The organism is Rhizobium sp. G187 (genome assembly GCF_051549525.1).
Lineage (GTDB): Bacteria > Pseudomonadota > Alphaproteobacteria > Rhizobiales > Rhizobiaceae > Allorhizobium.
The window spans coordinates 294,340-317,230 of the sequence record NZ_JBPUGM010000003.1; the positions used below are offsets into that span (position 1 = coordinate 294,340).

Annotated in this window: 23 protein-coding genes; 8 read left to right on the top strand and 15 right to left on the bottom strand. The window is 61.6% G+C overall.

Features of this window, described 5'->3' with window-relative positions:
* Positions 1-98: 98 nt before the first annotated feature.
* Positions 99-884 (top strand): carbon-nitrogen hydrolase family protein, encoded by a 786-nt coding sequence (locus tag ACSV9I_RS10610; protein ID WP_438328838.1) that lies wholly within the window; start codon positions 99-101, stop codon positions 882-884.
* A 63-nt stretch (positions 885-947) separates the two neighbouring features.
* Complete coding sequence (locus tag ACSV9I_RS10615; protein WP_438328839.1) at positions 948-1,676, top strand: sulfate transporter family protein; 729 nt, start codon at positions 948-950, stop codon at positions 1,674-1,676.
* A gap of 18 nt (positions 1,677-1,694) precedes the next feature.
* On the opposite strand, the gene nth is transcribed toward ACSV9I_RS10615, so the two are convergent.
* Entirely contained in the window at positions 1,695-2,474 is a 780-nt protein-coding gene (nth, locus tag ACSV9I_RS10620) for an endonuclease III (protein ID WP_438328840.1), read from the bottom strand.
* A gap of 25 nt (positions 2,475-2,499) precedes the next feature.
* On the opposite strand from nth, the gene ACSV9I_RS10625 reads away from it, so the two are divergent.
* Both ACSV9I_RS10625 and ACSV9I_RS10630 read left to right on the top strand, forming a co-directional pair.
* Entirely contained in the window at positions 2,500-2,994 is a 495-nt protein-coding gene (locus ACSV9I_RS10625) for a DUF2244 domain-containing protein (protein WP_438328841.1), read from the top strand.
* 82 nt (positions 2,995-3,076) lie between these two features.
* Entirely contained in the window at positions 3,077-3,961 is an 885-nt protein-coding gene (locus ACSV9I_RS10630; RefSeq protein WP_438328842.1) for a methylated-DNA--[protein]-cysteine S-methyltransferase, read from the top strand.
* Between the two features lie 110 nt (positions 3,962-4,071).
* Here the strand turns inward: ACSV9I_RS10630 and ACSV9I_RS10635 are convergent, their stop codons facing one another.
* Positions 4,072-4,368 (bottom strand): hypothetical protein, encoded by a 297-nt coding sequence (locus ACSV9I_RS10635; RefSeq protein WP_438328843.1) that lies wholly within the window; start codon positions 4,366-4,368, stop codon positions 4,072-4,074.
* 131 nt (positions 4,369-4,499) lie between these two features.
* Positions 4,500-5,483: a sugar-binding transcriptional regulator gene (locus ACSV9I_RS10640; RefSeq protein WP_438328844.1), complete on the bottom strand. Its 984-nt coding sequence runs from the start codon at positions 5,481-5,483 to the stop codon at positions 4,500-4,502.
* Positions 5,484-5,661: 178 nt separating this feature from the next.
* Between ACSV9I_RS10640 and tal the strand changes: the two genes are divergently transcribed.
* Complete coding sequence (gene tal, locus ACSV9I_RS10645; protein ID WP_438328846.1) at positions 5,662-6,618, top strand: transaldolase; 957 nt, start codon at positions 5,662-5,664, stop codon at positions 6,616-6,618.
* A 106-nt stretch (positions 6,619-6,724) separates the two neighbouring features.
* A complete protein-coding gene (locus ACSV9I_RS10650; protein ID WP_438328847.1) occupies positions 6,725-7,117 on the top strand; it encodes a GFA family protein in 393 nt (130 codons plus the stop codon).
* 19 nt (positions 7,118-7,136) lie between these two features.
* Here the strand turns inward: ACSV9I_RS10650 and ACSV9I_RS10655 are convergent, their stop codons facing one another.
* The 7 genes from ACSV9I_RS10655 to ACSV9I_RS10685 form a co-directional block, all read right to left on the bottom strand.
* On the bottom strand, positions 7,137-7,607 hold the full coding sequence (locus ACSV9I_RS10655; protein ID WP_438328848.1) for an SH3 domain-containing protein: 471 nt from the start codon (positions 7,605-7,607) through the stop codon (positions 7,137-7,139).
* 153 nt (positions 7,608-7,760) lie between these two features.
* The gene (locus tag ACSV9I_RS10660; protein ID WP_054157022.1) at positions 7,761-9,185 is read right to left on the bottom strand and encodes a gamma-aminobutyraldehyde dehydrogenase; all 1,425 of its coding nucleotides are present in this window, start codon (positions 9,183-9,185) and stop codon (positions 7,761-7,763) included.
* 66 nt (positions 9,186-9,251) lie between these two features.
* On the bottom strand, positions 9,252-10,067 hold the full coding sequence (locus ACSV9I_RS10665; protein ID WP_438328850.1) for an ABC transporter permease: 816 nt from the start codon (positions 10,065-10,067) through the stop codon (positions 9,252-9,254).
* Positions 10,057-11,007 carry an ABC transporter permease gene (locus tag ACSV9I_RS10670; RefSeq protein ID WP_438328852.1) on the bottom strand — a complete coding sequence of 317 codons (951 nt, stop codon included), beginning with the start codon at positions 11,005-11,007 and terminating at the stop codon, positions 10,057-10,059. Before ACSV9I_RS10670 ends, ACSV9I_RS10665 begins: the two co-directional genes overlap by 11 nt.
* On the bottom strand, positions 11,004-11,993 hold the full coding sequence (locus ACSV9I_RS10675; RefSeq protein ID WP_438328853.1) for an ABC transporter ATP-binding protein: 990 nt from the start codon (positions 11,991-11,993) through the stop codon (positions 11,004-11,006). Before ACSV9I_RS10675 ends, ACSV9I_RS10670 begins: the two co-directional genes overlap by 4 nt.
* 197 nt (positions 11,994-12,190) lie before the next feature.
* Positions 12,191-13,348, bottom strand: a complete 1,158-nt coding sequence (locus ACSV9I_RS10680) for an ABC transporter substrate-binding protein (protein ID WP_438328855.1) — start codon at positions 13,346-13,348, stop codon at positions 12,191-12,193.
* A 177-nt stretch (positions 13,349-13,525) separates the two neighbouring features.
* Positions 13,526-14,434 (bottom strand): LysR family transcriptional regulator, encoded by a 909-nt coding sequence (locus ACSV9I_RS10685; protein WP_054157026.1) that lies wholly within the window; start codon positions 14,432-14,434, stop codon positions 13,526-13,528.
* Positions 14,435-14,618: 184 nt separating this feature from the next.
* On the opposite strand from ACSV9I_RS10685, the gene ACSV9I_RS10690 reads away from it, so the two are divergent.
* Positions 14,619-15,515: a DMT family transporter gene (locus ACSV9I_RS10690; protein WP_438328857.1), complete on the top strand. Its 897-nt coding sequence runs from the start codon at positions 14,619-14,621 to the stop codon at positions 15,513-15,515.
* A 23-nt stretch (positions 15,516-15,538) separates the two neighbouring features.
* Here the strand turns inward: ACSV9I_RS10690 and arsA are convergent, their stop codons facing one another.
* From arsA to ACSV9I_RS10715, 5 genes are all read right to left on the bottom strand, one after another.
* Positions 15,539-17,320, bottom strand: coding sequence for an arsenical pump-driving ATPase (gene arsA / locus ACSV9I_RS10695; RefSeq protein ID WP_438328859.1), 1,782 nt, complete (start codon positions 17,318-17,320; stop codon positions 15,539-15,541).
* 140 nt (positions 17,321-17,460) lie between these two features.
* Positions 17,461-18,321, bottom strand: a complete 861-nt coding sequence (locus ACSV9I_RS10700; RefSeq protein WP_438328860.1) for a metal ABC transporter permease — start codon at positions 18,319-18,321, stop codon at positions 17,461-17,463.
* Positions 18,318-19,238 (bottom strand): metal ABC transporter permease, encoded by a 921-nt coding sequence (locus ACSV9I_RS10705; protein ID WP_438328861.1) that lies wholly within the window; start codon positions 19,236-19,238, stop codon positions 18,318-18,320. Before ACSV9I_RS10705 ends, ACSV9I_RS10700 begins: the two co-directional genes overlap by 4 nt.
* Positions 19,219-20,112 (bottom strand): manganese/iron ABC transporter ATP-binding protein, encoded by an 894-nt coding sequence (locus ACSV9I_RS10710; protein WP_438329133.1) that lies wholly within the window; start codon positions 20,110-20,112, stop codon positions 19,219-19,221. Before ACSV9I_RS10710 ends, ACSV9I_RS10705 begins: the two co-directional genes overlap by 20 nt.
* Before the next feature lie 2 nt (positions 20,113-20,114).
* On the bottom strand, positions 20,115-20,999 hold the full coding sequence (locus ACSV9I_RS10715; RefSeq protein ID WP_156318471.1) for a metal ABC transporter substrate-binding protein: 885 nt from the start codon (positions 20,997-20,999) through the stop codon (positions 20,115-20,117).
* A gap of 211 nt (positions 21,000-21,210) precedes the next feature.
* Between ACSV9I_RS10715 and ACSV9I_RS10720 the strand changes: the two genes are divergently transcribed.
* On the top strand, positions 21,211-22,842 hold the full coding sequence (locus ACSV9I_RS10720; protein ID WP_438328863.1) for a hypothetical protein: 1,632 nt from the start codon (positions 21,211-21,213) through the stop codon (positions 22,840-22,842).
* Positions 22,843-22,891 lie beyond the last annotated feature (49 nt).

Below are 22,891 nucleotides of genomic sequence, written 5' to 3' on the forward strand. Positions count from 1 at the left end.
CGTCGTCTTCGCCTTGTGCCTTGGAGTTGCCGCTTGCCTCGACCCTTGAAGCAGTTCTAACCTGCCAACACCCGTTCACAAGGTCGACAGGTGTTGAAATGCTCATTTCGCTTTACCAGATGCAGCCGCTTTCCGGCGATGTTCCCGGCAATATCGGAAAGATCGCAAGGGCTGCGATGGCCGCTGCCGAAATGGGGGCTGATCTTCTGGTGACGCCTGAACTCGGGATTAGCGGTTATGCCCAGGGTGCCGGGTTTGCATCGCTTGCCGAAGGGCGGGATGGGCCGATCATGGAGGCCTTGCGCGAGATCGCCGCAGACTGCGGACTGGCCATCTGCGCCGGATTTCCGGAGCGGGACGGCGCCCATGTTTACAATTCCTCGGTTCTGGTCCGGCCGGATGGAAGCGCTGAATTCTATCGCAAGAGCCATCTCTACGGCGAAGGGGAGCGGGCAGCCTTCACGCCCGGCTCAGAGCCGCCGCAGGTGTTCGACCTCAACGGTATCAAGACCGGCATGCTGATCTGCTACGATGTCGAGTTTCCGGAAAATGTGCGGACACTGGCCCTTGCGGGCGCCGAACTGGTCCTTGTTCCGACCGCCTTGCCGCAGGGGCTGATCAGCCGGCGCGTTGCCGATATCGTGGTGCCGGCACGGGCCTTCGAAAACGGGGTCTTTCTGGTCTATGCCGATCTCTGCGGGACGGAAAACGAACTCTCCTATGGCGGCCGATCCGTGATTCTCGGGCCTGATGGCGACGAGCTTGCACGGGCCGGCATGATGGAAACGCTGCTTGTCGCCGAGGTCAACCCGGCCGCCTATGACGAGGCACGGGCGCAAAATCCCTATCTCACCGATCGGCGGCCGGGGCTTTATCGTCTGTGATGCGCTCGCATTGCAGCGGTGGATGCGTGGCACTACATCAGGCGAAAGCCGAAGGAGCCCCTGATGATCTTTGATGCCGCGCTCATGTCCCTGCGCAATCTCTTTGCCCCGGAAACGAGATCTGCCTTCTGGAAGACACTCGGGCTCACCATCCTGGTTTTGATCGGACTGTGGTTTGGTCTGCGCGAAAGCTTCATGGCCTTCATCATGCCGACCGTCGAAGGCTTCATTCCGGAGCTTCCGGCCTGGGCCGGCTGGCTGACATTGGTCTTCGGGATCCTGGCCAGCATCGGCCTTGCGCTTGGTCTGGCACTTCTGCTTTCGCCCGTGACGGCGATTGTGGCCGGTCTCTTTCTCGACGATGTCGCTGAAGTGGTCGAGAAGCGCGACTATCCGAACGACCCGCCGGGCAAGGCCATGCCGATGGGGGAGGCGATCATTGCCTCGATCAAGTTCTTCGGCGTTGTGATCATCGGCAATCTCATCGCGCTGATGCTGCTGTTCATCCCCGGCATCAACATCATCGCCTTTTTCCTGGTCAACGGCTATCTGCTGGGCCGCGAATTCTTCGAGTTTGCCGCCATGCGTTTGCGCAGTGTCGAAGATGCCAAGCGTTACCGGGCCAAGCATTCGAGCACCGTTTTTCTTGCCGGTCTCGTGATTGCCGGCTTCCTCGCCGTGCCGATCCTCAACCTTTTGACGCCGCTTTTTGCAGCCGGGCTTATGGTGCATCTGCACAAGGCGCTTAGCCGCCGGGATGTGGGCGTGGGAGCCATCGCGGTCAGTCGTTGACGGCCGCGTGGGCTGCCATCATTCACTGACGCCGATCATCTGCTGAGGCAGCTCGACCAGCGGGGCTGGCACATCGACGGTCTTTTCCGGCGATTTACAGATATCGGCAATCACGCAGCGCTCACATTCGGGCTTGCGCGCCTTGCAACAGTAACGGCCATGCAGGATCAGCCAGTGATGGGCATGGAAGAGATACTGCTTCGGGACAATCCGCATCAGGGTGTCCTCGATCTCGTCCGGTGTCTTGCCCGGCGCGAGCTTGATGCGGTTGCCGATCCGGAGGATATGCGTATCGACTGCCATGGTCGGGATGCCGAAGGCCATGGACATCACGACATTCGCTGTCTTCCGCCCAACACCGGGGAGCGTGACCAGCTCCTCGCGGGTGCGCGGTACGACGCTTCCGAAGTCATCGACCAGTTTCTGGGAAAGCGCGATGACGTTCTTCGCCTTGTTGCGAAAAAGCCCGATGGTCTTGATGTATTCCCGGACCTTTTCCTCGCCCAAAGCCAGCATTTTTTCGGGCGTATCGGCCACCTTGAAGAGGGCGCGGGTCGCCTTATTTACGCCGGCGTCGGTTGCCTGGGCAGAAAGCGCCACGGCGACGACAAGCGTAAACGGGTTGACGTGCTCCAGCTCGCCTTTGGGCTCCGGCCTTTGGATCGAGAAGCGGCGGAAAATCTCTTCCAGCTCGGCCTTCGAATAAGCGGTGCGACGGCGTGCCGCTGGCTTGCGGCGGGCCATTGGATTTGACTTTTTCAAAGTTTGGGCGCTGGATTTCGGCTTCTGATCAGTCATGGAAAACCTATAGTCGGGCAGGGCAATGGAAGGCAATCTCGAGCAGGCGGCGGACCAGCCGATTTTCGCAGCGGAACTGACGCCCTACCGGTCGCTGGGGCGAAAAGGCTACCGGGTGCTGTTCGCGATTACCGGTACGGTCTGCCTTGTCCATGCGCTTTTCTTCATGGCGACGGGTGCCTGGCCAATCGGACTGTTTTTCGGGCTTGATTTCCTGCTCCTCTACGGTGCTTTCTGGCTGAATTATCGCGCGGCCCGTGCCCGCGAAGAGGTTGTCGTCTCGCGCACCAGTCTGTCGATCCGCAAGTTCACGCCGGCAGGGCGTATGACGGAGCATCGGTTCAAGACGCTCTGGGCGCGCTTCTTCGTCAAGCGGCACGAGGAGTTCGGCATTACCTCAATGACTGTTGCCGGCGAGGGGCGGATCACCGATGTCGGCTCGTTCCTCAATCCGGATGACCGGGAAAGCTTTTCCAAGGCCTTCAAGGGTGCACTGGCGACCGCCAAGCAACGGATCTGATCTGGGCTGACACCCACTGCAAGAAACGGGTGGTATCAGGCCTGAGCCTGTGGTGAAGTCCTCACGAGAAGAGGATTTCGCCATGACACTTGCCCAGCAGATCGACCTGTCCCGCGGGACCGACATCACGCCTGAGGGCTCGGATTACGAGACCGTGCGGCAGGTGATCGAAATGCTGACGCTCGACTACCAGAGCCAGCCGTCACTGGATGATATTGCCGAACGGCTCGGGCAGTCTCCGACACAATTGCAGAAGACGTTTACCCGCTGGGCGGGCCTTTCACCTAAGGCCTTCCTGCAGGCGGTCACGCTCGATCATGCCAAGCGCTTGCTCGGTCGCGAGGAACTGCCGCTGCTCGAGACATCACTCGAACTCGGTCTTTCCGGCCCCGGCCGCTTGCATGATCTCTTTGTCACGCATGAAGCGATGAGCCCGGGTGAATGGAAGGCACGCGGTGCTGGGCTCACGATCCGCTATGGCTATCACCCATCGCCCTTTGGGCTTTCGCTGGTCATGATCACCGATCGCGGGCTGGCGGGCCTCGCCTTTGCGGAAACGGGTGGCGAGGCCGCCTGTTTCGATGACATGGCGCGCCGCTGGCCAAATGCCAAATACGTCGAGGATAGCGAGGCAACCGCATCCTATGCGGCCCGCGTCTTCCATCCCGAACGCTGGTCGGCAGAGGAGCCCTTGCGCGTGGTGCTGATCGGCTCGGACTTCCAGATCCGCGTCTGGCAAAGCCTCCTGGAGATCCCGCTCGGCCGGGCCGTCACCTATTCTGATATCGCCCAGAAAATCGGCCAGCCAACCGCAAGCCGTGCCGTGGGCGCCGCCGTCGGACGCAACCCGATCTCGTTTGTCGTGCCGTGCCACCGGGCGCTCGGCAAGAGTGGTGCCTTGACGGGGTATCATTGGGGGCTGACCCGCAAGCGGGCGATGTTGGGCTGGGAGGCCGGGAAAACCTAGGTACTCCCGGCCGCACTGGTTCGGATTGAACTCAACTTTTCAATGTGGGGCTGGCGCAATTGGCTTGCAGGTCTCTATGGGAGAAGAGCTCACAAGCGCCATCCCCCGCTTTAAACGCCAATAGCGATAAAGGAAAAGCTTCGGTCGCCGTGATTTCCGGCGGCGTCTCCCGTGATGGCGGTAGCTCCATTCTTGTTGAGGAATGGGAATACAACGTTATCAATCGGATTTTCGTTCAGGCCTTGATACAGGACCTGCGAGCCGACCATCGCCGGGGTTACGGTGAAATCATCGTTGAACTGGATTTGATACTGCCCGTTAGCAGTGCGGCTTACGGCAAAATCGCCGCTGCCGCTTAGGATTGTTCCATTTGCATTGACGGTACCCCAGATAGTGCGAATTGTCATCTCAATACCTCCTGATTGCAGATGTCGAAATTGCACTCTATGGTTATATCAGAGGGCGCAAAAATACAACCTAAAGAACATGTATCGAGAATCGCCATTTTTGGTTGTATTTATCGGGGCGCTGCCCGAGTTCAGCCCCACTCCACCAGCCTCAACAACTCCCGTGCTGCCGCCTCATCCGTGATCAGCGTATTGCCGCTGATCCGGCGCATGGTGGCGCGGATTGCCCTGGCGCGATGCGCGCCGCCAGACGCAATCACGATGTGTTGTGCCTTTTTCAGCGTATCCAGATCGATCGCCATCGCCCGTTCATTGATCGGGTGTGCAACCGGATTTCCGTCTTCGTCGATGAAGTTGAACATGGTGTCGCAAACGCATCCTGCGTCCACCAGTTCTGTCAGCGTTTCATGGCTGATGAAGCCTTCCGACAGCGAGGTGGAGTGCGGGCCGATATCGCCGCAGGACACGACCGCGAGGTCGAGGTTTTCGGCGAGGTCATAAAGCGTCTTCAACCCGCATTGCTCGATCAGCGCCTTCTTCGTTGCAAGGCTGTCGACCATCAGCGGTGCAAGGAACATGTAGCATTCGGCGCCAAGCTGGCTTGCCAGTCGCCAGGTATAGTCGATCGGGTTGGTCTGGTGGACGGCGACAATGCCGCCGAGCAGGGACACCACCTTGCAGTTTTCCCGCCGCGGCGGGCGGAAGGCTGACAGCGAGGCGGTCATGGTGCGGCCCCAGCCGACACCAATCGTCATGTCGTCGGTGATTGCCTCTGTCAGGAACTGGCCAAGCGCCAGACCGACGGCCTTGGCGATGGCGTCGGCGTCCATCTTTTCCGGCGAGGGCACGACGATGGCTTCGTCGAGGCCGTAGGCTTTCTCAAGCCGGATCGCGAGATCGATGCTATCGGCCATGCCTTCGCTGATCCAGATCTGCACTTCGGCGCGCTTGCGAGCCTCCTCAAGCATGCGGATCACCGTCTGCCGGCTGACCCCCAGCCTGTCAGCCACGTCTTTCTGCGTCAGGCCCTCGTTGTAATAGAGCCATGCGGCGCGGATACGGAGTGAACCGGCATCCGTAAGCGTCGTGTGATGATCGCGTCTGAGCTTCGCCAAGATTTCTCTCGAATTGTGGAACTTCCGAGCCTCACTATCCGTTCTCATGATACTTATGTCAAATTGGAAGAACAGATGTCTTGACTTTGCCACCTTCGGATGGCGATAGTCTGGCCAAGCACGATCGGCCGCTCGGGCCGCTCGGCAACCTGTTTTCGTCCAGCCGAAGGATCTCGCGATGACCTCGAAACTCGAACAGCTTCGTTCCATGACGACCGTGGTCGCCGATACCGGCGATATCGAGGCCGTTGCCCGCCTGAAGCCGGTCGATTGCACCACCAATCCCTCGATCGTTTTGAAGGCGCTCGGCACCGATGCCTTCAAGGATGCCTTCCAGGAAGCCATCACCTGGGGCAAGGCCAAGGGCGGCCAGGATGATGCCGTGATCGGCGCGATTGCCGACCGCATGGCGATTTCCGTCGGTGCAGCCCTCGCAGCGCTTGTTCCGGGCCGTGTCTCGACCGAAGTGGATGCCGACCTGTCCTTCGACACCAAGGCCTCGATCGAAAAGGCGCATCAGATCATTGCCGGCTACAAGGAGCGCGGCATTGAGAAGGATCGCATCCTGATCAAGCTCGCCTCGACCTGGGAAGGCATTCGCGCTGCCGAAGTGCTGCAGAAGGAAGGCATCGACTGCAATCTGACGCTGCTCTTCTCCAAGGCCCAGGCCATTGCCTGCGCCGAAGCCAAGGTCTTCCTCATCTCGCCCTTCGTCGGCCGTATCCTCGACTGGTACAAGAAGTCGACCGGTGAGGACTACACTTCCGAGACCGATCCGGGCGTCGTCTCGGTTCGTTCGATCTACAACTATTACAAGGCAAACGGCATCGGCACGATCGTCATGGGCGCCTCCTTCCGCAATGCCGGCGAAATCGAAGCACTGGCCGGTTGCGACCGCCTGACCATCAGCCCGCAGCTGCTCGACGAGCTGAACGCTGCTGAAGGCACGCTCACCCGCGCGCTGTCGCCCGATAGCGTCAAGGCCGAGCCGCATGTCTCGCTCGACGAAAAGGCTTTCCGCTGGGCGATGAACGAAGATGCCATGGCGACCGAAAAGCTCGCCGAAGGCATTCGCGGCTTCGCCAAGGATCTGGGCACGCTGCGCGGCCAGATCGCCAAGGCGTTGGCTGCCTGATCGTCGGGGAACCGATCCCTCAATTTGGAGTTTGGAAATGGCCCTAGCAAAAGCTAGGGCCATTTTTGTTTCGCTAGGCTGTTCGCCTATCTGAGGGAGGAAAGAGATGGCGATCATTACGGGTGGGTGCGCCTGCGGCAAGGTGCGGTTCGAGGCCGAAGGCGAGCCGGACCGCGTCGGCATTTGCCATTGCCTCGACTGCCGGAAGTATCACGGTGCCCTTTTTTACGCCGCGGCGATCTATCGGGATAATCAGGTGAGGATTACTGGTGAAGCCCAGATGTATGACGGGCGCTTCTTCTGTCCTGTCTGCGGCTCGCGTGTCTTCAATCGCAGCGGAGATGAGGTCGAGCTTCATGTCGGCTCATTCGACGATATTAACGTGTTGCAGCCGAGTTACGAGCTCTGGACGATCCGGCGGGAAAGCTGGATGCCTGAATTTCCGGTTGCCGAGCGCTATGATCGGGATCGGCCTGCCGAGGGGCAAGGGGAGGATTGAGCATTCAGGAACGTGTCGTTCACGGACGTCGTGGCCGCTCAAATGGATCGATCACGATGACCGGATCGGTCGGTGCATTCCGATCCGCTTCTGGTGGGGCGAAGCCCGGTTCTTCCAGCAAGAACCGACCATCCACCCAGCCTGAGATGCGTGGGCGGGTGACGGTGGCGATGCGGCACCAGTAGCCACCACGGCTGTCCTTGCAGGAGAGGCGTTCGATTGGGGTGCCATCTTCGAGCGCGTGGATGACGCGAAAATTGGGGCCGGCTCCCGTATGGACAGAAAGCTGTGTGCCGGGTGGTAAGCCGCGGACATGCCAGAGATAGGTATCCATCATCTGACTGCCGCCATCGAGGGTCGGGGCGGGGATGACTTGCGGCTGTTGGGCTTGTGCCGGGGTGGGGAGCAGTTGGGTTGTGCAGAAAAGTGCGGCAGCCGCGAGGACGGTCTTGCCGCTCTTGTGTCTCAAGTCTTTCCGATCGCGGCGCATCTCGTTCTCCTCATTCCGCATCATGATAGGGAGGAGCGAGGCCCGTTGCCACTGGTTTGGTCCGTCAGGGTAAACGGGGAAGGGATCGCCTTGCTCGTCCCCGGGTTAAACCCCGGGGACGAGGATAGCGTTCGTTCGATGCCCGCATTGTTATCAATGCGCGATCATCACATGACGCACCGTCGTGTAATCTTCCAGCGCGTAGATCGACATGTCCTTGCCATAGCCGGATTGCTTCATGCCGCCATGGGGCATTTCGTTGCAGAGCATGAAGTGGGTGTTGATCCAGGTGCAGCCGTAGCGAAGTTTGGCGGCGGTCTGCATGGCGCGGGAGATGTCCTTGGTCCAGACCGAGGAGGCAAGGCCGTAGTCGCTGTCGTTCGCCCAGGTGACCGCCTGGTCTGCGTCTGAGAAGCGGGTGACGGAGACGACCGGGCCGAAGACTTCGCGGCGGACGATTTCGTCGTCCTGCGTTGCACCGGCAATGACGGTCGGCGTGTAGAAGAAGCCCTTGTCCGAGCCGATCTTGCCGCCGGTGACGACTTCCATGTGCTTGTGTTCGGCGGCGCGCGTTACGAAGCTTTCGACGCGGTCTCGCTGGCGCTTGGAGATCAGCGGACCGATCTCGTTTTCCGCGTCATCGGCCTGGTTGAATTTGATGGTCGATACGGCGCTTGCGAGATCGGCGACGAAACGGTCGTAGATCTTGTCAGCCGCATAGATGCGGCAGGCGGCGGTGCAATCCTGGCCGGCATTGTAATAACCGAAGGTGCGGATGGCGGCGACGACCGCGTCGATATCGGCGTCATCGTGGATGATGACGGGCGCCTTGCCGCCGAGTTCCAGGTGCGTGCGCTTCACCGTCTTCGCAGCGGCGGTCATCACCTTCTTGCCCGTGGCGATGTCGCCGGTGATCGACAGCATCTGGATCTTCGGATTGTTGATCAGCGCGTTGCCGACGCTTTCACCGCGGCCGAGCACGACATTGACCACGCCCTCGGGCAGGATCTCGGCCATGACCTTGGCGAGTTTCAGCGCCGTCAGCGGCGTCTGTTCGGAGGGCTTGAAGACGATGGTGTTGCCGCCGGCCAGCGCCGGTGCCAGCTTCCAGGCCATCATCATCAGCGGATAGTTCCACGGCGCAATCGAGCCGATGACGCCGACGGCGTCGCGGCGGATCATCGAGGTGAAGCCCGGCAGATATTCGCCCGAGACCGGCGCCTGCAGCGTGCGGATCGCACCGGCAAAGAAGCGGTAGCAATCGACGATCGCCGGGATTTCATCGTTCAAAACGGCATTGATCGGCTTGCCGCAGTTCAGGCTTTCAAGGGCGGCGAAGCCGGCGGCATCCTTTTCGATCGCATCGGCAATGGCGAGCAGATAGCCGGCGCGCTGGCCGGGGGTGGTCTGCGACCAGGAGGCAAAAGCGCCTTCGGCAGCGTCAACGGCTTGTTCGACCTGGGCGAGCGAGGCTTCCGGTAGGTCGATAATGACCTCGCCCGTCTTCGGATTGAGGATTTTCTCGTCCGTCTCTGTTCCGGCTTCGAAGCTTGCGCCGATCAGCATCTGGGTGTCCATGTCGTTCTCCCTTTTATCAGACTTCATTTGGGACGGCGCCCGTTTAGAAGAGGCGGTGCCGGTTGTTCATTTGCCACTGCCGGCGATCTGGTCGGTATCGCGGGTCAGGTAATAGGCCGCCAGGATTGGCAGGAAGGTGACGATGACCACGACCATTGCGACGACATTTGTAACCGGGCGCTGGCGGGGGCGGATCAGTTCTTCGAGCATCCATATGGGCAGGGTCGTCTGCTGACCGGCAGTAAATGTGGTGACGATGACTTCGTCAAACGACAGTGCAAAGGCGAGCATGCCGCCGGCGAGCAAGGCTGTTGCAATGTTCGGCAGGATGACGTGCCGGAAGGTCTGGAAGCCATCGGCGCCAAGATCCATCGAGGCCTCGATCAGCGAGCCGGAGGTGCGGCGGAAGCGGGCGACAGCGTTGTTATAGACGACGACGACGCAGAAGGTGGCGTGCCCGAGTATGATCGTCCAGACCGAAAACGGGATATCCGCCAACGAAAAAGCCGAGCGCAGCGCAATACCGGTGATGATGCCGGGCAGCGCGATCGGCAGGATGACGAGCAGCGAGATCACCTCCCGGCCGAAGAATTTTGTCCGGGCGACGGCAGCGGCGGCAAGTGTGCCGAGCACAAGCGCGATGACGGTGGCGATGCTCGCGACCTTGACCGAAAGGCCAAGCGCTTCCCAGATGTCGGGGCGGTTCCAGGCGACGGCGAACCATTTCATCGTGAAGCCCGGCGGCGGCCACTGGAAGCTCTTTTCCTCCGTGGTGAAGGCATAGACGAAGATCAGCAGAATCGGCAGATGCAGGAAGGCGAGGCCGGCGCCGGCGGCGATCTTGAGCGACAGGCCTGAGGATTGGGAGCGGTCAGAGCGCATCGAAGGCCCCCATGCGTTTGGCGATGGTCAGATAAATGCCCATGATGACGATCGGCACAACCGAGAAAGCGGCGGCGAGCGGGATATTGCCCGCCGTGCCCTGCTGGGCATAGACGGCCTGGCCGATGAAGAGCCGTGAGGTGCCGACGATCTGCGGGATAATGTAATCGCCCATGGTCAGCGAGAAGGTGAAGATCGAGCCGGCGACAATGCCGGGGAGCGCCAGGGGGAAAAGCACATGGCGGAAGGTCTGGCGCGGATCAGCACCCAGATCGCCCGAGGCTTCGATCAGGTTGCCGGGCACGCGTTCCAGCGCTGCCTGGGTGGGCAGGATCATGAAGGGTAGCCAGACATAGACGAAGACGATGAAGGTGCCGAGATAGCTGATCGACAGCGAATTGCCGCCGATGACGGGGATGGCGAGAATGCCGTCGAGCAGCCATGTCAGGTGCAGTTTTTCGAAGATCCAGGTCAGGATGCCTTCCTTGGCAAGGATCAGCTTCCAGGCATAGACTTTGACCAGATAGCTCGACCAGAGCGGCAGCATGATGCCGAGATAGAAGATGGCCTTCCATTTTCCCTTGGCGTGGCGGGCGGCATAATAGGCGATCGGGAAGGCAATGACGGCAGAGGCGAGGGTAACGGCAGCCGACATCAGCAGCGTGCGCAGGATGATGTCGAAATTCGCCGGTTGCAGCAGCTGGCCATAGGTTGCGAGCGTGAATTCGTAGGTGATCAGGCCTGAGAATTCGTCGATCGAGAAGAAGCTCTGCAGGAGCAGCGCCACCAGCGAGCCGACATAGACGATGCCAAGCCAGAGCAGGGGCGGCACCAGCATCAGAACCAGCAGCAGGTTGGGCCTCCGCCAGAACAAATCCGAGAGCCGCCCCATTAGGCCCTGACGGCCAGGGGTGATCGCCGATGCGGAGACCGCCGTCATGCGCCGGCCTCCATGTAATGCGGGTCAGACGCCAACCACCCAATGCGGATGCTTTCGCCGGTCTGCGGTGCGGTCTGGCCGGCGGGCAGCGACACGGTGAGTGCTGCAACGGCCGTTTCGACAAAGAGCTTGGTCGAGGCGCCGAGGAAGCTCGCGGAGCGAACAGTCGCCTCCACGCCGCCTTCCGAGACGATGCGGATGGCTTCCGGACGCAGGCTCGTCCAGCGGGCTTCGCCGCCCAGCAGTTTCATGGCGTCTGGTGCGATCACATTGGAAGAGCCGACAAAATCGGCGACGAAGCGGGTGCGGGGGCGGTTGTAGATTTCGTGCGGCGTGCCGGCCTGAACGATCTTGCCGTCGTTGAAGACGGCGACGCGGTCGGCCATGGAGAGCGCCTCGCCCTGGTCATGGGTGACGAAAACGAAGGTAATGCCGAGCGCGCGCTGCAGGCTCTTCAGCTCCTCCTGCATCTGTTCGCGCAGCTTCAGATCGAGGGCACCGAGCGGTTCATCGAGCAGAAGGACCTTGGGCTTGTTGACAAGCGCCCGGGCGAGCGCCACGCGCTGGCGCTGTCCGCCGGAAAGCTGGCCGGGCTTGCGCGCGCCGTAGCCGGGCAGCTTGACCATTTCCAGCGCCTTTTCGGCTTCGCGATGTCGTTCGGCCTTTGCTACGCCCTTGACCATCAAGCCATAGGCGACGTTGTCGAGGATGTTCAGATGCGGGAAGAGGGCGTAGTCTTGGAACACCGTGTTGACGTTGCGGCGATAGGGCGGCACGCCCTCGGCCGTTTCACCGAAGATCTCGATATGGCCATCGGTCGGCTGTTCGAAGCCGGCGATGAGGCGCAGACACGTCGTCTTGCCGGAGCCCGACGGGCCGAGCATGGCAAAGAACTCGCCCGGGGCGACCGTCAGGTCGACGCTGTCGACGGCTTTGACGCTGCCAAAATGGCGCGAGACCTTCGTGAAGGAGACGGCTGCGGTCATCAAGGACTCCAGATTTGCATTATGGCCCCTCATCCGCCTGCCGGCACCTTCTCCCCGCAGGCGGGGAGAAGGGCACAACTCCGCCGGCCTCGCAGAGCGTCGGCTGGCAATGATGTGAGCGGTGTTTCGGGGCAAGTCCCCTCTCCCCGTTCACGGGGAGAGGGTTAGGGTGAGGGGCTCGCGCCCCGTTTGAGAGCTTACCGTCCGCCGATTACACCGATGTAGTCGGAGACCCAGCGGTGATAGGGCACGCATTCGCCCTGGCTTTCGCATTTGGAGACCGGGGTCTTCCAGAACTTGATCTTGTCGAAGTTTTCGTAGCCATTGGTCTTGCAGCCCTCGTCGCCGAGAAGCGCATTGCCCTTGCAGGCGGCTGGAACGGACGGCACCGTGCCGAACCAGGCCGAGACATCACCCTGGACCTTGGGCGAGAGCGAATGCTCCATCCACATGTACGCGCAATTCGGATGCTCGCTGTCGACATGCAGCATGGTGGTGTCAGCCCAGCCGGTGACGCCTTCCTTCGGGAAGACAGACGCGACTGGCTGATCGGCCTTCAAGAGGTTGGCCTGGAAGGGCCAGGAGCCGGAGGCGACAACGCCTTCATTCTTGAAGTCGTCGATCTGGATCATCGCGTCATGCCAGTAGCGGCCAACCAGCTTGCGCTGGCCACGCAGCAGCTCAAGCGCTGCCTTGTACTGGTCCTCGTTCAGCTCGTACGGATCCTTGATGCCGAGTTCCGGCTTGTGGGTCATCAGGTAGAGGGCGGCGTCCGCCACATAGATCGGGCCGTCATAGGCCTGGACGCGGCCGCTGTTCGACTTGCCGTCGGGCAGCGTCATTTCCTCGAACACCACGTTCCAGCTATCCGGCGCCTTCTCGCCAAAGGCCTTGGTATTGTACATCAGCACGTTCGGACCCCAGACATAAGGGGTGCCATAATGGACGCCGTCCTTGGTGTGCCAGGGGGCGTTCTGCAGGCGCTCGTCGATCGTACTCCAGGACGGGATGAGGGCGGTATTGATCGGCTGAACGCGCTTGCCGGCCACGAGGCGCAGCGAGGCGTCGCCCGAGGCGGTGACGAGGTCGAAGCCGCCTTCGTTCATCAGGGCGACCATTTCATCCGAGGTGGCAGCGGTCTTCACAGTGACCATGCAGCCGGTCTTCTTCTCGAATTCGGTGACCCAGTCGTAATTCTTGTCGGTTTCGCCGCGCTCGATATAGCCGGCCCAGGCAACGATCGAGACGGCACCTTCGCCCGGTCCCAGGGCCTGAAGCGGTTCCTGGGCAAGCGATACAGTGGTCATGCTGAGGACGGAAGCAAGGGCTGTGCAGGATTTCAGAAAGGTCTTCATCGCGACGTCTCCCGGTTGTGAGTGGCCGCTTGTGCGGCTCAATGTTCCCGCCGTGAAGGTTGCCGCGAATGTGCCGCATTCGCAAATTCATTCGTCAGAATGGTGGTATCGGTTTTTCCGATAGGTGAGGGTCTGCGAGGTCGGGAGGATGAGGGGCAAATCATCAGCAGGGTGTCCTTATCGCACCCTGCCACTGCGGCTCGCCTCGGCGATCCCGACAAAATCCCGCGCCGCTTGCGGCAGGCTGGAGCCCTTGCGCCAGACCATGCCGACCTGCACCACAGGCAGCGCGCCGGAGACGTCGCGGCTTTCGATGCGGTCGCCTTCCAGCGACCAGGGCCGATAGACGAGGTCGGGAAGCAGGGCTACGCCGGCGCCTGTTGCCACGAGGCTGCGGACGGCTTCCACGGAGCGGGTGCGGAAGGCGACATGGGGGCGGGCACCGAGCGCCGAGAGGAGTTTTCCGGTATTCTCCTCGATTTCATCCACCGTCAGCATGATCAGTGGTTCCTTGGTGATATCAGCAATCGAGATGATGTCGGCGGAGACGAGCGGATGGCCAATCGGCAGCCAGAGGCGGTAGGGCGAGGTTTCGAGGATTTCCGCCTGCAGGGCCATGCGGTCGCGGAGGTTGGAGATAACCATGACGGCCACGTCCAGCTCGCCGCCGATCAGCAGATGTTCAAGATAGGAGCCATTATCCTCCAGCGCCGATACCTCGACATCGGGGCATGCGCGGCGATAGCGGGCAAGAAGGTCGGACAGCACATAGCCCGCGACGAGCGAGGTGACACCGATATTGAGCGTTCCGCCGGTGTTGCTCTTGGTGTCGGCAAAGACATTTCGCGCATCTGAGACGGTGGCGAGGATCTTCGTGGCGTGGCGCAGGAACTGGTGGCCGTTATGGGTGACCGATAGCCCGCGAGGGTGGCGCTCGAAGAGCGTTACGCCAAGATCGCCCTCCAGTTCCTTGATCGCCTCGGTCACCGAAGACTGGGAGATCGACAGGTTCTGGGCAGCGCGGGTGACGGAGCCCTGCTCGGCGACGGCGACGAAATATTGCAACTGACGGAATGTGAATGCCATGCGCTACTGAAGCATGGCGGCTCGGGGCGCGGCAAGCCATCTTAAAGCCAAGACATTGTCAGGTTGCATGGCAGCTGTGAATTTGCGGACTAGGAAATCGGCGTCAGGGGTGTAGGATCGGTATGCCCGCGCCGTCGGTTGATCCACGGAACCTTGCCCCGAACAAAAGCATCCATCCGCCCCCATGAAATCGACGCCGCTCGGCTATACCTTCACCTTTCTCGCCTTCTCGGTCTTTGCCATCCAGGATGGCATTTCCAAACATCTCGGCGCCAGCTATTCGCCGGTGCAGGTAGCCATGGTTCGGTACTGGGCCTTCGTGGCCTTCGCCGTATTTCTCGCCATGCGCTCCTCGGGTGGCCTGACGCAGGCGGTGAACACTAAGCGCCCCTTTCTGCAGATTCTGCGGGGACTTATTCTCTTTTCGCAGATCCTGATCTCGATCGTTGCCTTCACCAAGGTGGGCCTTGCCCAGAGCCAGGCGATTTTTGCCGCCGGACCGATCTTCGTGGCGCTTCTGTCCATGCCGATCCTCGGCGAAAAGGTCGGCTGGCGGCGCTGGACTGCGATCGTCGCCGGTCTTGTCGGTGTCGTGATCATGCTGTCGCCCAGCGGCGGTGGCTTCAACACCTATATCTGGCTGCCGCTGATCTGCGCCGTGCTCGGCGCGGTCTATGGCATTGCGACCCGGCTGGTCAGCCGTGACGACCAGCCATCGACCAGCTTCTTCTATCTCGCCATTGTCGGATTCATGGGGGCGAGTGTGCTTGGGCCGTTCTTCTGGGTGCCGTTCACGCCGGGCGACTGGGCCTGGATGGGCGGGCTCTGCTGCACCGGCATTGTCGGGCACTTCGCCTTGATCCGGGCCTATGAAAATCTGGATGCCGTGATCGTTCAGCCAATTTCCTACTGGCAACTCGTGCTCGGCGCGGTAATTGCCGTCAGCGTCTTCGGCGAAGTCCTGCGCTGGAATACGGTGCTCGGTGCGGTGATTGTCGTGGGTGCCGGCCTGTTCACGGTCTGGCGGGAATGGGTTGTCTCCCGCCGCGTACGTCGGGCCGAGGAAGAAGCCCGGGTATAAGGCCTTGCCTCTCCCTGCTGTTATCAATGTTGCGGCGTTTGCCGCTGCTGGACGAGCTCAAGCAGGGCCGGCAGTCCGACCGGCGCCACGGCGCGGAAATCCAGGCCATAGAGGCGGTGGGCAAAATCCCGTTTTACGCGCTCGATCTGGGCCATCTCGCCCTTGATGCGGGCGCGTAGGAGCGGGTCGCGTGTGCCGGTGATGGCCATCGACTTGTTCACCACCCAGCCATAGGGTTCGATTTTCGCGCGGCGCAGATCCTCCTGCAGGGCGGCGGCCTCCGAAACGGGCGTCGTCTCGGCCAAGGTCACCAGCAGAACACGGGTATAGGCGGGGTCCTGAAGGCGCATCAGCGGGGTCACCATGCGGCCGGGTGCAGCGTCATCCATGTGGCGCGTCATCTGACGGTGATAGGCACCTGTTGCGTCGAGCAGCAGCAGCGTGTGGCCGGTCGGCGCCGTATCGATGACGACGAAGCTCGAGCGCGCCTCGCCGACGACACGGGAAAAGGCGTGGAAAACGGCGACTTCCTCGGTGCAGGGGGAGGCGAGATCCTCGCGCAGCAGATCCTTTTCGTCCTGATCGAGATCACGCCCCTTGGTCGACAGGATTTTCTCGATATAGCGCGCCGTCTCGGCTTCAGGGTCGATGCGGTCAACAGTCAGGCCCGGCATTGCGTCTCCACCGACCACGAAGGACAGATGTGCTGCCGGATCGGTCGTCGTCAGGTGTACGGTATGACCGCGTGCTGCGAGGCCGACTGCGACAGCGGCGGCAATCGTGGTTTTGCCGACCCCGCCCTTACCCATGATCATGACAAGGCCTTTGTCGCCTTCGGCAATGTCGTCCACCAGTGTTGAAAGCTGCGGGAGATCGGTAATGGTGATCGACATGTCTGCGTCTGCTGCGACCAACGCCGCGTCGGGCGAGAACAGGCCTCGAAGGGCGGAGAGCCCGATCATGTCAAAGGATTTGAGCGGCACCTCGTCACGGGGAAGTGCGGCAAGCGATGGCGGCAGATCGGCGAGGGCTGCCGTCTGTTCTGCGGCGAAAGCGACCGCCACCCGATCGGCCGGGTCCGAGGGCGTGAAGCGGCCGTTGACTGCGAGCATCTGGTTCGAGAGTCCAAGCTCGGCCAGTTCGCCAGCCGTGCGTGCGGCTTCGCGGATAGCGCCCCGCTCGGCCCTGGTCACGAGAACGATGGTGGTGCGGGCCGGATCGCCCAGGCATTGCAGGGCATCGCGAAACCGATCTTCCTGCATCTTCAGGCCGGAATGGGGCCCAAGGCAGGAGGCGCCGCGTTGATTGGCTTCGAGAAAGCCCGTCCAGGCTTTCGGCAGGCTCAATAGCCGCAGCGTATGGCCGGTCGGGGCGGTGTCGAAGATGATGTGATCGAAGAGCGGATTGTCATCGGCCAGCAGGCCGACAAAGGCATCGAAGGCCGCGATCTCGGTGGTGCAGGCACCCGACAACTGCTCCCGAACGGTGGCCTTTTCCGTTTCCGTGGCCGCCGGCCCCATCTGGTCGAGCACGCGCGCCCGGTATTCCTCGGCCGCGGTTTCGGGATCTATGTTCATCGCCGAGAGGCCGGGCACGCCCGGTACCGGGGTGGGCTCGGTGTCGAGCGCCACGCCGAGCATTTCATCGAGATTGGATGCAGGATCCGTGCTGACCAGCAGGATTTTCAAGCCCTTGTCGGCAAGCGCGATGGCGGTTGCGCAACTGAGCGAAGTCTTGCCGACCCCGCCTTTGCCGGTGAAGAACAGATGGCGACTTGGCGTTTCCAGCAATCTCATGGATGTCATGCCCTGTGTGCTCCTCGCTCATTGCGTGAACCGCAGCATAGCGCAGGCTGAGGCAGATCACTTGATCCACGACAAGGGGCGACGCAGGGCTTGCGCCTCGGGTCGACCGACGGGTTTGGGGAGGTATCCGGGGTGGCGGCTTAACCGTCGATCTCCGATACCGGCATCTGGCGCTCGTGCCTTGCCGTCCAGACAGTGCGCAGAAAGGCGAGGATGAACATGGTGCTCATGATCAAAACGATGGTTGGGGCCGGGGCGCTGTCCAGGAAGAAGCTTACATAGATGCCGGACAGTGAGGCCGTGACGGCAACAGTGACGGCGGCGACCAGCATGGTGGCAAATCGCCGTGTAAGCAGGAAGGCAATCGCGCCGGGGGCAACCAGCATGGCGACCGAGAGAATGATGCCGACCGCCTTCAACGCGCCAACGACGAGCAGGGACAAAACCGCGAGCTGACCGTAATGCAGCAGGCGCACCGAAAGGCCGATGGCCTGGGCGTGCTGCGGATCAAAGGCATGCGCCAGCAGGTCCTTGCGCAGGACGACGAGGAAGAGCGTGGAGAAGAGGGCAATCAGGCCCGTCTCGATCAGGTCTGACGGCAGGATGCCAAGCATGTCGCCGAAAAGGATGTGGTCGAGGTGGACGGAGCTTTTGACCTGCACATAGAGCACAAGACCGAGGCCGAACATGCCGGAGAAGACGATGCCGAGAACCGTGTCTTCCTTGATGCGGCTGTTTTCCTTGATGAAGCCGGTGAGCAGCGCGCAGGCGAGGCCGGCAATAAAGGCGCCAATGGCAAGCGGTATGCCGGCAATGTAGGCCATGACTATGCCGGGCAGCACCGCATGGGAAACGGCATCGCCCATCAGTGACCAGCCCTTCAGCACCAGCAGGCAGGAGAGCAGCGCCATGGGCACGGCGATCATCAGCGTCACCACGAAAGCGGACTGCATGAAGGGCAGCTGGAACGGCAGGAGCGCGAGTTCAAGGGTTTCGCTCATGCGGGGCGCTCTTCTGCAAGGCCCTGCGGCGCGATGCTTTTGATGGCGGTGGTGGTGTGTGGGACCGGCTCGAGCGCTTCACGGGCGCGGCTGCGGGCGGCCAGCATGCCGTGTTTGGGCGCGAACAGGAAGGCGGCCAGGAAGATCACGGTCTGCAGCACGACGATGATGCCGCCGGTTGCACCATCGAGGAAGTAGCTTGCATAGGCGCCGACGAAGCTGGTGCCGGCACCGATGCTCAGTGCCATGAGGATCAGTCGCTGGAAACGGTCGGTCAAGAGATAGGCGGTGGCGCCGGGCGTCACGACCATGGCAATGACGAGGAAGGCGCCAACCGTCTGCATGGCTGCGACCGTGGAGGCGGCGAGCAGTGTGAAGAAGATCACCTTCAGCCGCTCAGGCTTGAGGCCGATCGACCGGGCGTGGTTCTCATCGAAGAAGGTGACCATCAGGTCCTTCCACTTGAGCGTTAGAACGAGAAGGCTCACGCCACCGATCAGGACGAGCTGCAGTGTATCGGCGGGCGTAATAGCGAGGATATTGCCAAGCACAATGGTCTTGATGTCGATCGAGACAGGCGAGATCGACACCATGAAGAGGCCAAGACCGAAGAACGAGGTGAAGATCAAGCCGATGATCGCATCTTCCTTGAGCTTGGTGCGCTGGTTGAGGAAGAGGATGGCAAGGGCTGCCATGCCGCCGGAGAGGAAGGCGCCAAAGGCGAAGGGGAGGCCGAGCATGTAGGCGCCGGCGACGCCGGGCACGATGGCATGGGACAGTGCGTCGCCGATCAACGACCAGCCCTTCAGCATGAGATAGGCAGAGAGAAAGCCGCAGACGCCGCCTACCAGTGCGCTGACCAGGATGGCATTGCGCATGTAGTCATAAGTGAAGGGCTCAAGAAGCGTCGCGAGCATTGTTCACTCCGGGCTTCGGTGTGCCGTAGATAACGAAGGGGCGTTCGTCGTCGGTGATCACGGTGACTTCGCGGCCGTCTTCGTCGTCATGCAGATCGCGGCCAGCCAGCACGAAATGGCGGAGCGCGCCGCCAAACGCGGTCTTCAGGTTGTCTTCGGTAAAGGTGTCTTGCGTCGTGCCGGATGCGATGACGGTTCCCTTGACGAAGATGGTGCGATCACAAAAGTCCGGAACGCTGCCGAGATTGTGGGTCGAGACCAGCATGACGCGGCCTTCGGCGCGCAGGTCCTTCATCAGGCTGATGATCTGTTCTTCGGTCGTGACGTCGACGCCGGTAAAGGGTTCGTCGAGCAGGATGACCTGGCCTTCCTGGGCGAGCGCGCGGGCGAGGAAGACACGCTTGCGCTGGCCGCCGGAGAGTTCGCCGATCTGGCGCTTGCGATAGTCCGACATGCCGACGCGGGTAAGCGCTTCATCGACAAGCTGGTGATCGTGCTTTGAGGGAATGCGCAGGAAATTCATGTGGCCGTAGCGGCCCATCATCACCACGTCCTCGACCAGCACCGGGAAATTCCAGTCGACCTCTTCGGCCTGCGGTACATAGGCGATCAGGTTCCGGCGCAGCGCCTCGCGCACGTTCATGCCGAGAACGCGGATCTCGCCCGAGGCGACCGGAACGAAGCCCATGATCGCCTTGAAGAGAGTGGATTTGCCGGCGCCGTTGACACCGACAAGGGCCGTGATGGTGCCGGTCGGGATGGCGAAGCTTGCATGGCGCAATGCCGTGTGGCCGTTGCGATAGGTGACCGTGACGTCGTTCGCCGTGATGCCTTGCGGTGCCTGGCGGGGTGACCTTCGATCGCGCGATCCCATGATCATCCGGCGAGACCCTTCGCAATGGTGGAGACGGTAACCTTGAGGAGGTCGATATAGGTCGGGACCGGGCCGCTCTCGTCGCTCAGCGAGTCGACATAGAGCACGCCGCCATAGGCTGCACCGGTTTCTGCCGCTACCTGTCTTGCCGGTTTGTCGGAGACCGTGCTTTCGGAGAAGACGGCCGGGATCTTGTTCTCGACCACCGCATCGACCACCGCCTTGACCTGCTGCGGCGTGCCCTGACTGTCGGCATTGATCGGCCAGAGATAGAGTTCCTTGAGGCCGAGATCGCGGGCCAGATAGGAGAAGGCGCCTTCGCTGGTGACGAGATAACGCCGGTCTTCCGGCAGGGCTGCGATCTCTGCCTTCAAGGGATCGATCTCCGCCCTGATCTTCAGCGTATAGGTGCGGGCATTGGCTTCGTAGACGGCGATATTGGCCGGGTCGATTTCAATCAGTGCCTTGCGGATGTTGTCGACATAGATGAGGGCGTTTTCCGGCGACATCCAGGCATGCGGGTTGGGTTTGCCCTCGTAGTCCCCGCCGGAAATGTCGATCGGCTCTACGCCATCGCTGACCGTCACATTGGGCACGTCGCCGAGATTGGCGAGGAATTTTTCGAACCAGACTTCCAGATTGAGACCGTTCCACAGAACGAGATCGGCATCGCGGGCCTTCAGGATATCGCGCGGGGTTGGCTGGTAGCCGTGGATCTCGGCACCGGGCTTGGTGATGCTCTCGACCGTGGCTGCGTCACCCGCGACGTTGCGGGCGATGTCGGCGATCACCGTGAAGGTCGTTACGATCTTCGGCTTCTCGTCGGCAAGTGCCGCTCCGGGAAGGAGCAGGGCAAGCGCCAGTAGTCGGCCGAGCTTCGAAATCATGGTTCATCCCATTCTTGCAACTCATTCGCATTAAAACTTATAGCGCGGTCGGCGTTTGTCAACGCTCTTGCGAATGATTTGCAAAAACAAGCGAAAGCCTTGCCGTTTCATAATGGGAAGATGGGCTTAAGGGTTCTGCAAGGAGACTGGCATATGGTGACGGTCAGTATTGCGTCAACAGTCGGGACAGTGTCATGGCGGAGTTCGAAGCGTGAGGATTCCAAAGCCTCACCTGTCACGCAAAGTCGTGCTGATCGCAGGAGCCGCGCTTGTCATGTGCGGCGGCACGGGTGCTGCTGCCGTGTTCATCGGCGCAGACCAACTCCTCGGCCCATCCTATGCAGAGCTGAACGGATTTGCCTGCACCGAAGTGCAAACCGTCGAAATCCAGAAAAAGGATCGTTTCTGGATCCGCAAATATGTCACCACAGACGAGCCGAGTGATGGTCTCGGACGGATCAAGACAGCGCTCCGCGTCGCCAAGGCGGTGCAGGAAGCAAAGAAGGCTGACCTGGTGCAGGTGGTGGTGCTGGATGTGAACGGGCCGACCAGCCGGGCGCTGATCCGTGGCCGATCTGTCGGTGCGGATGTGATCTATGTGCCGGATCCGAGCCGCGTACCCGAGGAGGCGTCCGCACGGGTGCTGACCGCACGCTACATTGATGGGACTGCTGCTGCAAACGGTCAGTTTTTTGGCGAGCGTTTCGAAATGCCGGACGCCGATATCCAGGCGCTCATGGCAAAACTGGATGACTCAACGGATTGTCTGAAACCCGAGGTCGAAGTCCCCGAGGGCGGAGACCATGGTGCGGCTGCCGAGGGCCATGGTGAAAAGGCTCCTGCCGAAGGCCATGGCGAGGCGCCGGCCGATGGTCATGGCGAAGCGCCAGCTGAAGGTCACGGCGAAGCGCCGGCGGATGCGCATGGCGAAGCGCCTGCCGAAGGCCATGGCGAAGAGACACCCGTTGCCGAGCACGGCACGACGGAGAGCAAGGGCTGGATGGCCACCGTCATGGGCATGGTCGGGCTGGGCGGTGACGAAGCCCCGGCTGCCGACCATGCGGCAACACCTGTTGACGGCCATGCGGCACCCGCTGCGGACGGTCATGCTGCGGCCCCCGCAGAAGGCCACGGGGATGCGCCTGCGGAAGATCATGCGGCAGCACCGGCTGACGGCCATGCGGCAGCCGCTGCGGAAGGGCACGCGTCGGCCCCCGCAGAAGGCCACGGGGATGCGCCTGCCAAAGATCACGCCGCAGCACCGGCTGATGACCACGCTGCTGCACCCGCTGAGCAACATGCGGAGGCACCAGCGAAGGAAGATGGCGCGACGCCTGCTGATGATCACGCTCGGGCCATGGCCGAGACTCCTGTTGATGGCCATGGCGATGTGGCGTCCGAGGAACAGGCAAAGGCTCCAGCCGACGATCATGCCGCTGCCCCCGTCGAGGATCATGCCGCCGCGCCGGCAGAGACTACGGCAGCCCCTGCCGAGGACAAGGGTTGGTTCGACGGCTTGAAGAGCATGGTGGGTCTTGGCGGTGGCGATGAGCCGTCAGAGCCTGAGGCAGCAAAGGCGGAAGACGCGACTTCCGAGGATGCCGGCCCGGCGACGGCGCCGAACCAGGGCGATGACTGGCTGGCCAAGATGCGGGCAGCCCCGATCGAAGGCGGTGCCGCGGATGGGGCCGAGACGACAAGCCATGGTGCGGCTGCAAACTCCGGTACGGACGCCAAGCCAGCGGCTGCGGGAAGCGGCCCGGATGCACCCGCCGAAGACGAGGCCATCCTGCCGCCCAAGGCGCAGCCGAAGACGGATGAGCACGCCAAGGCGGATCACTGAATTCTCGAAATCAAAAAAAAAAGGGCGGCCATCGCAGGATGGCCGCCCT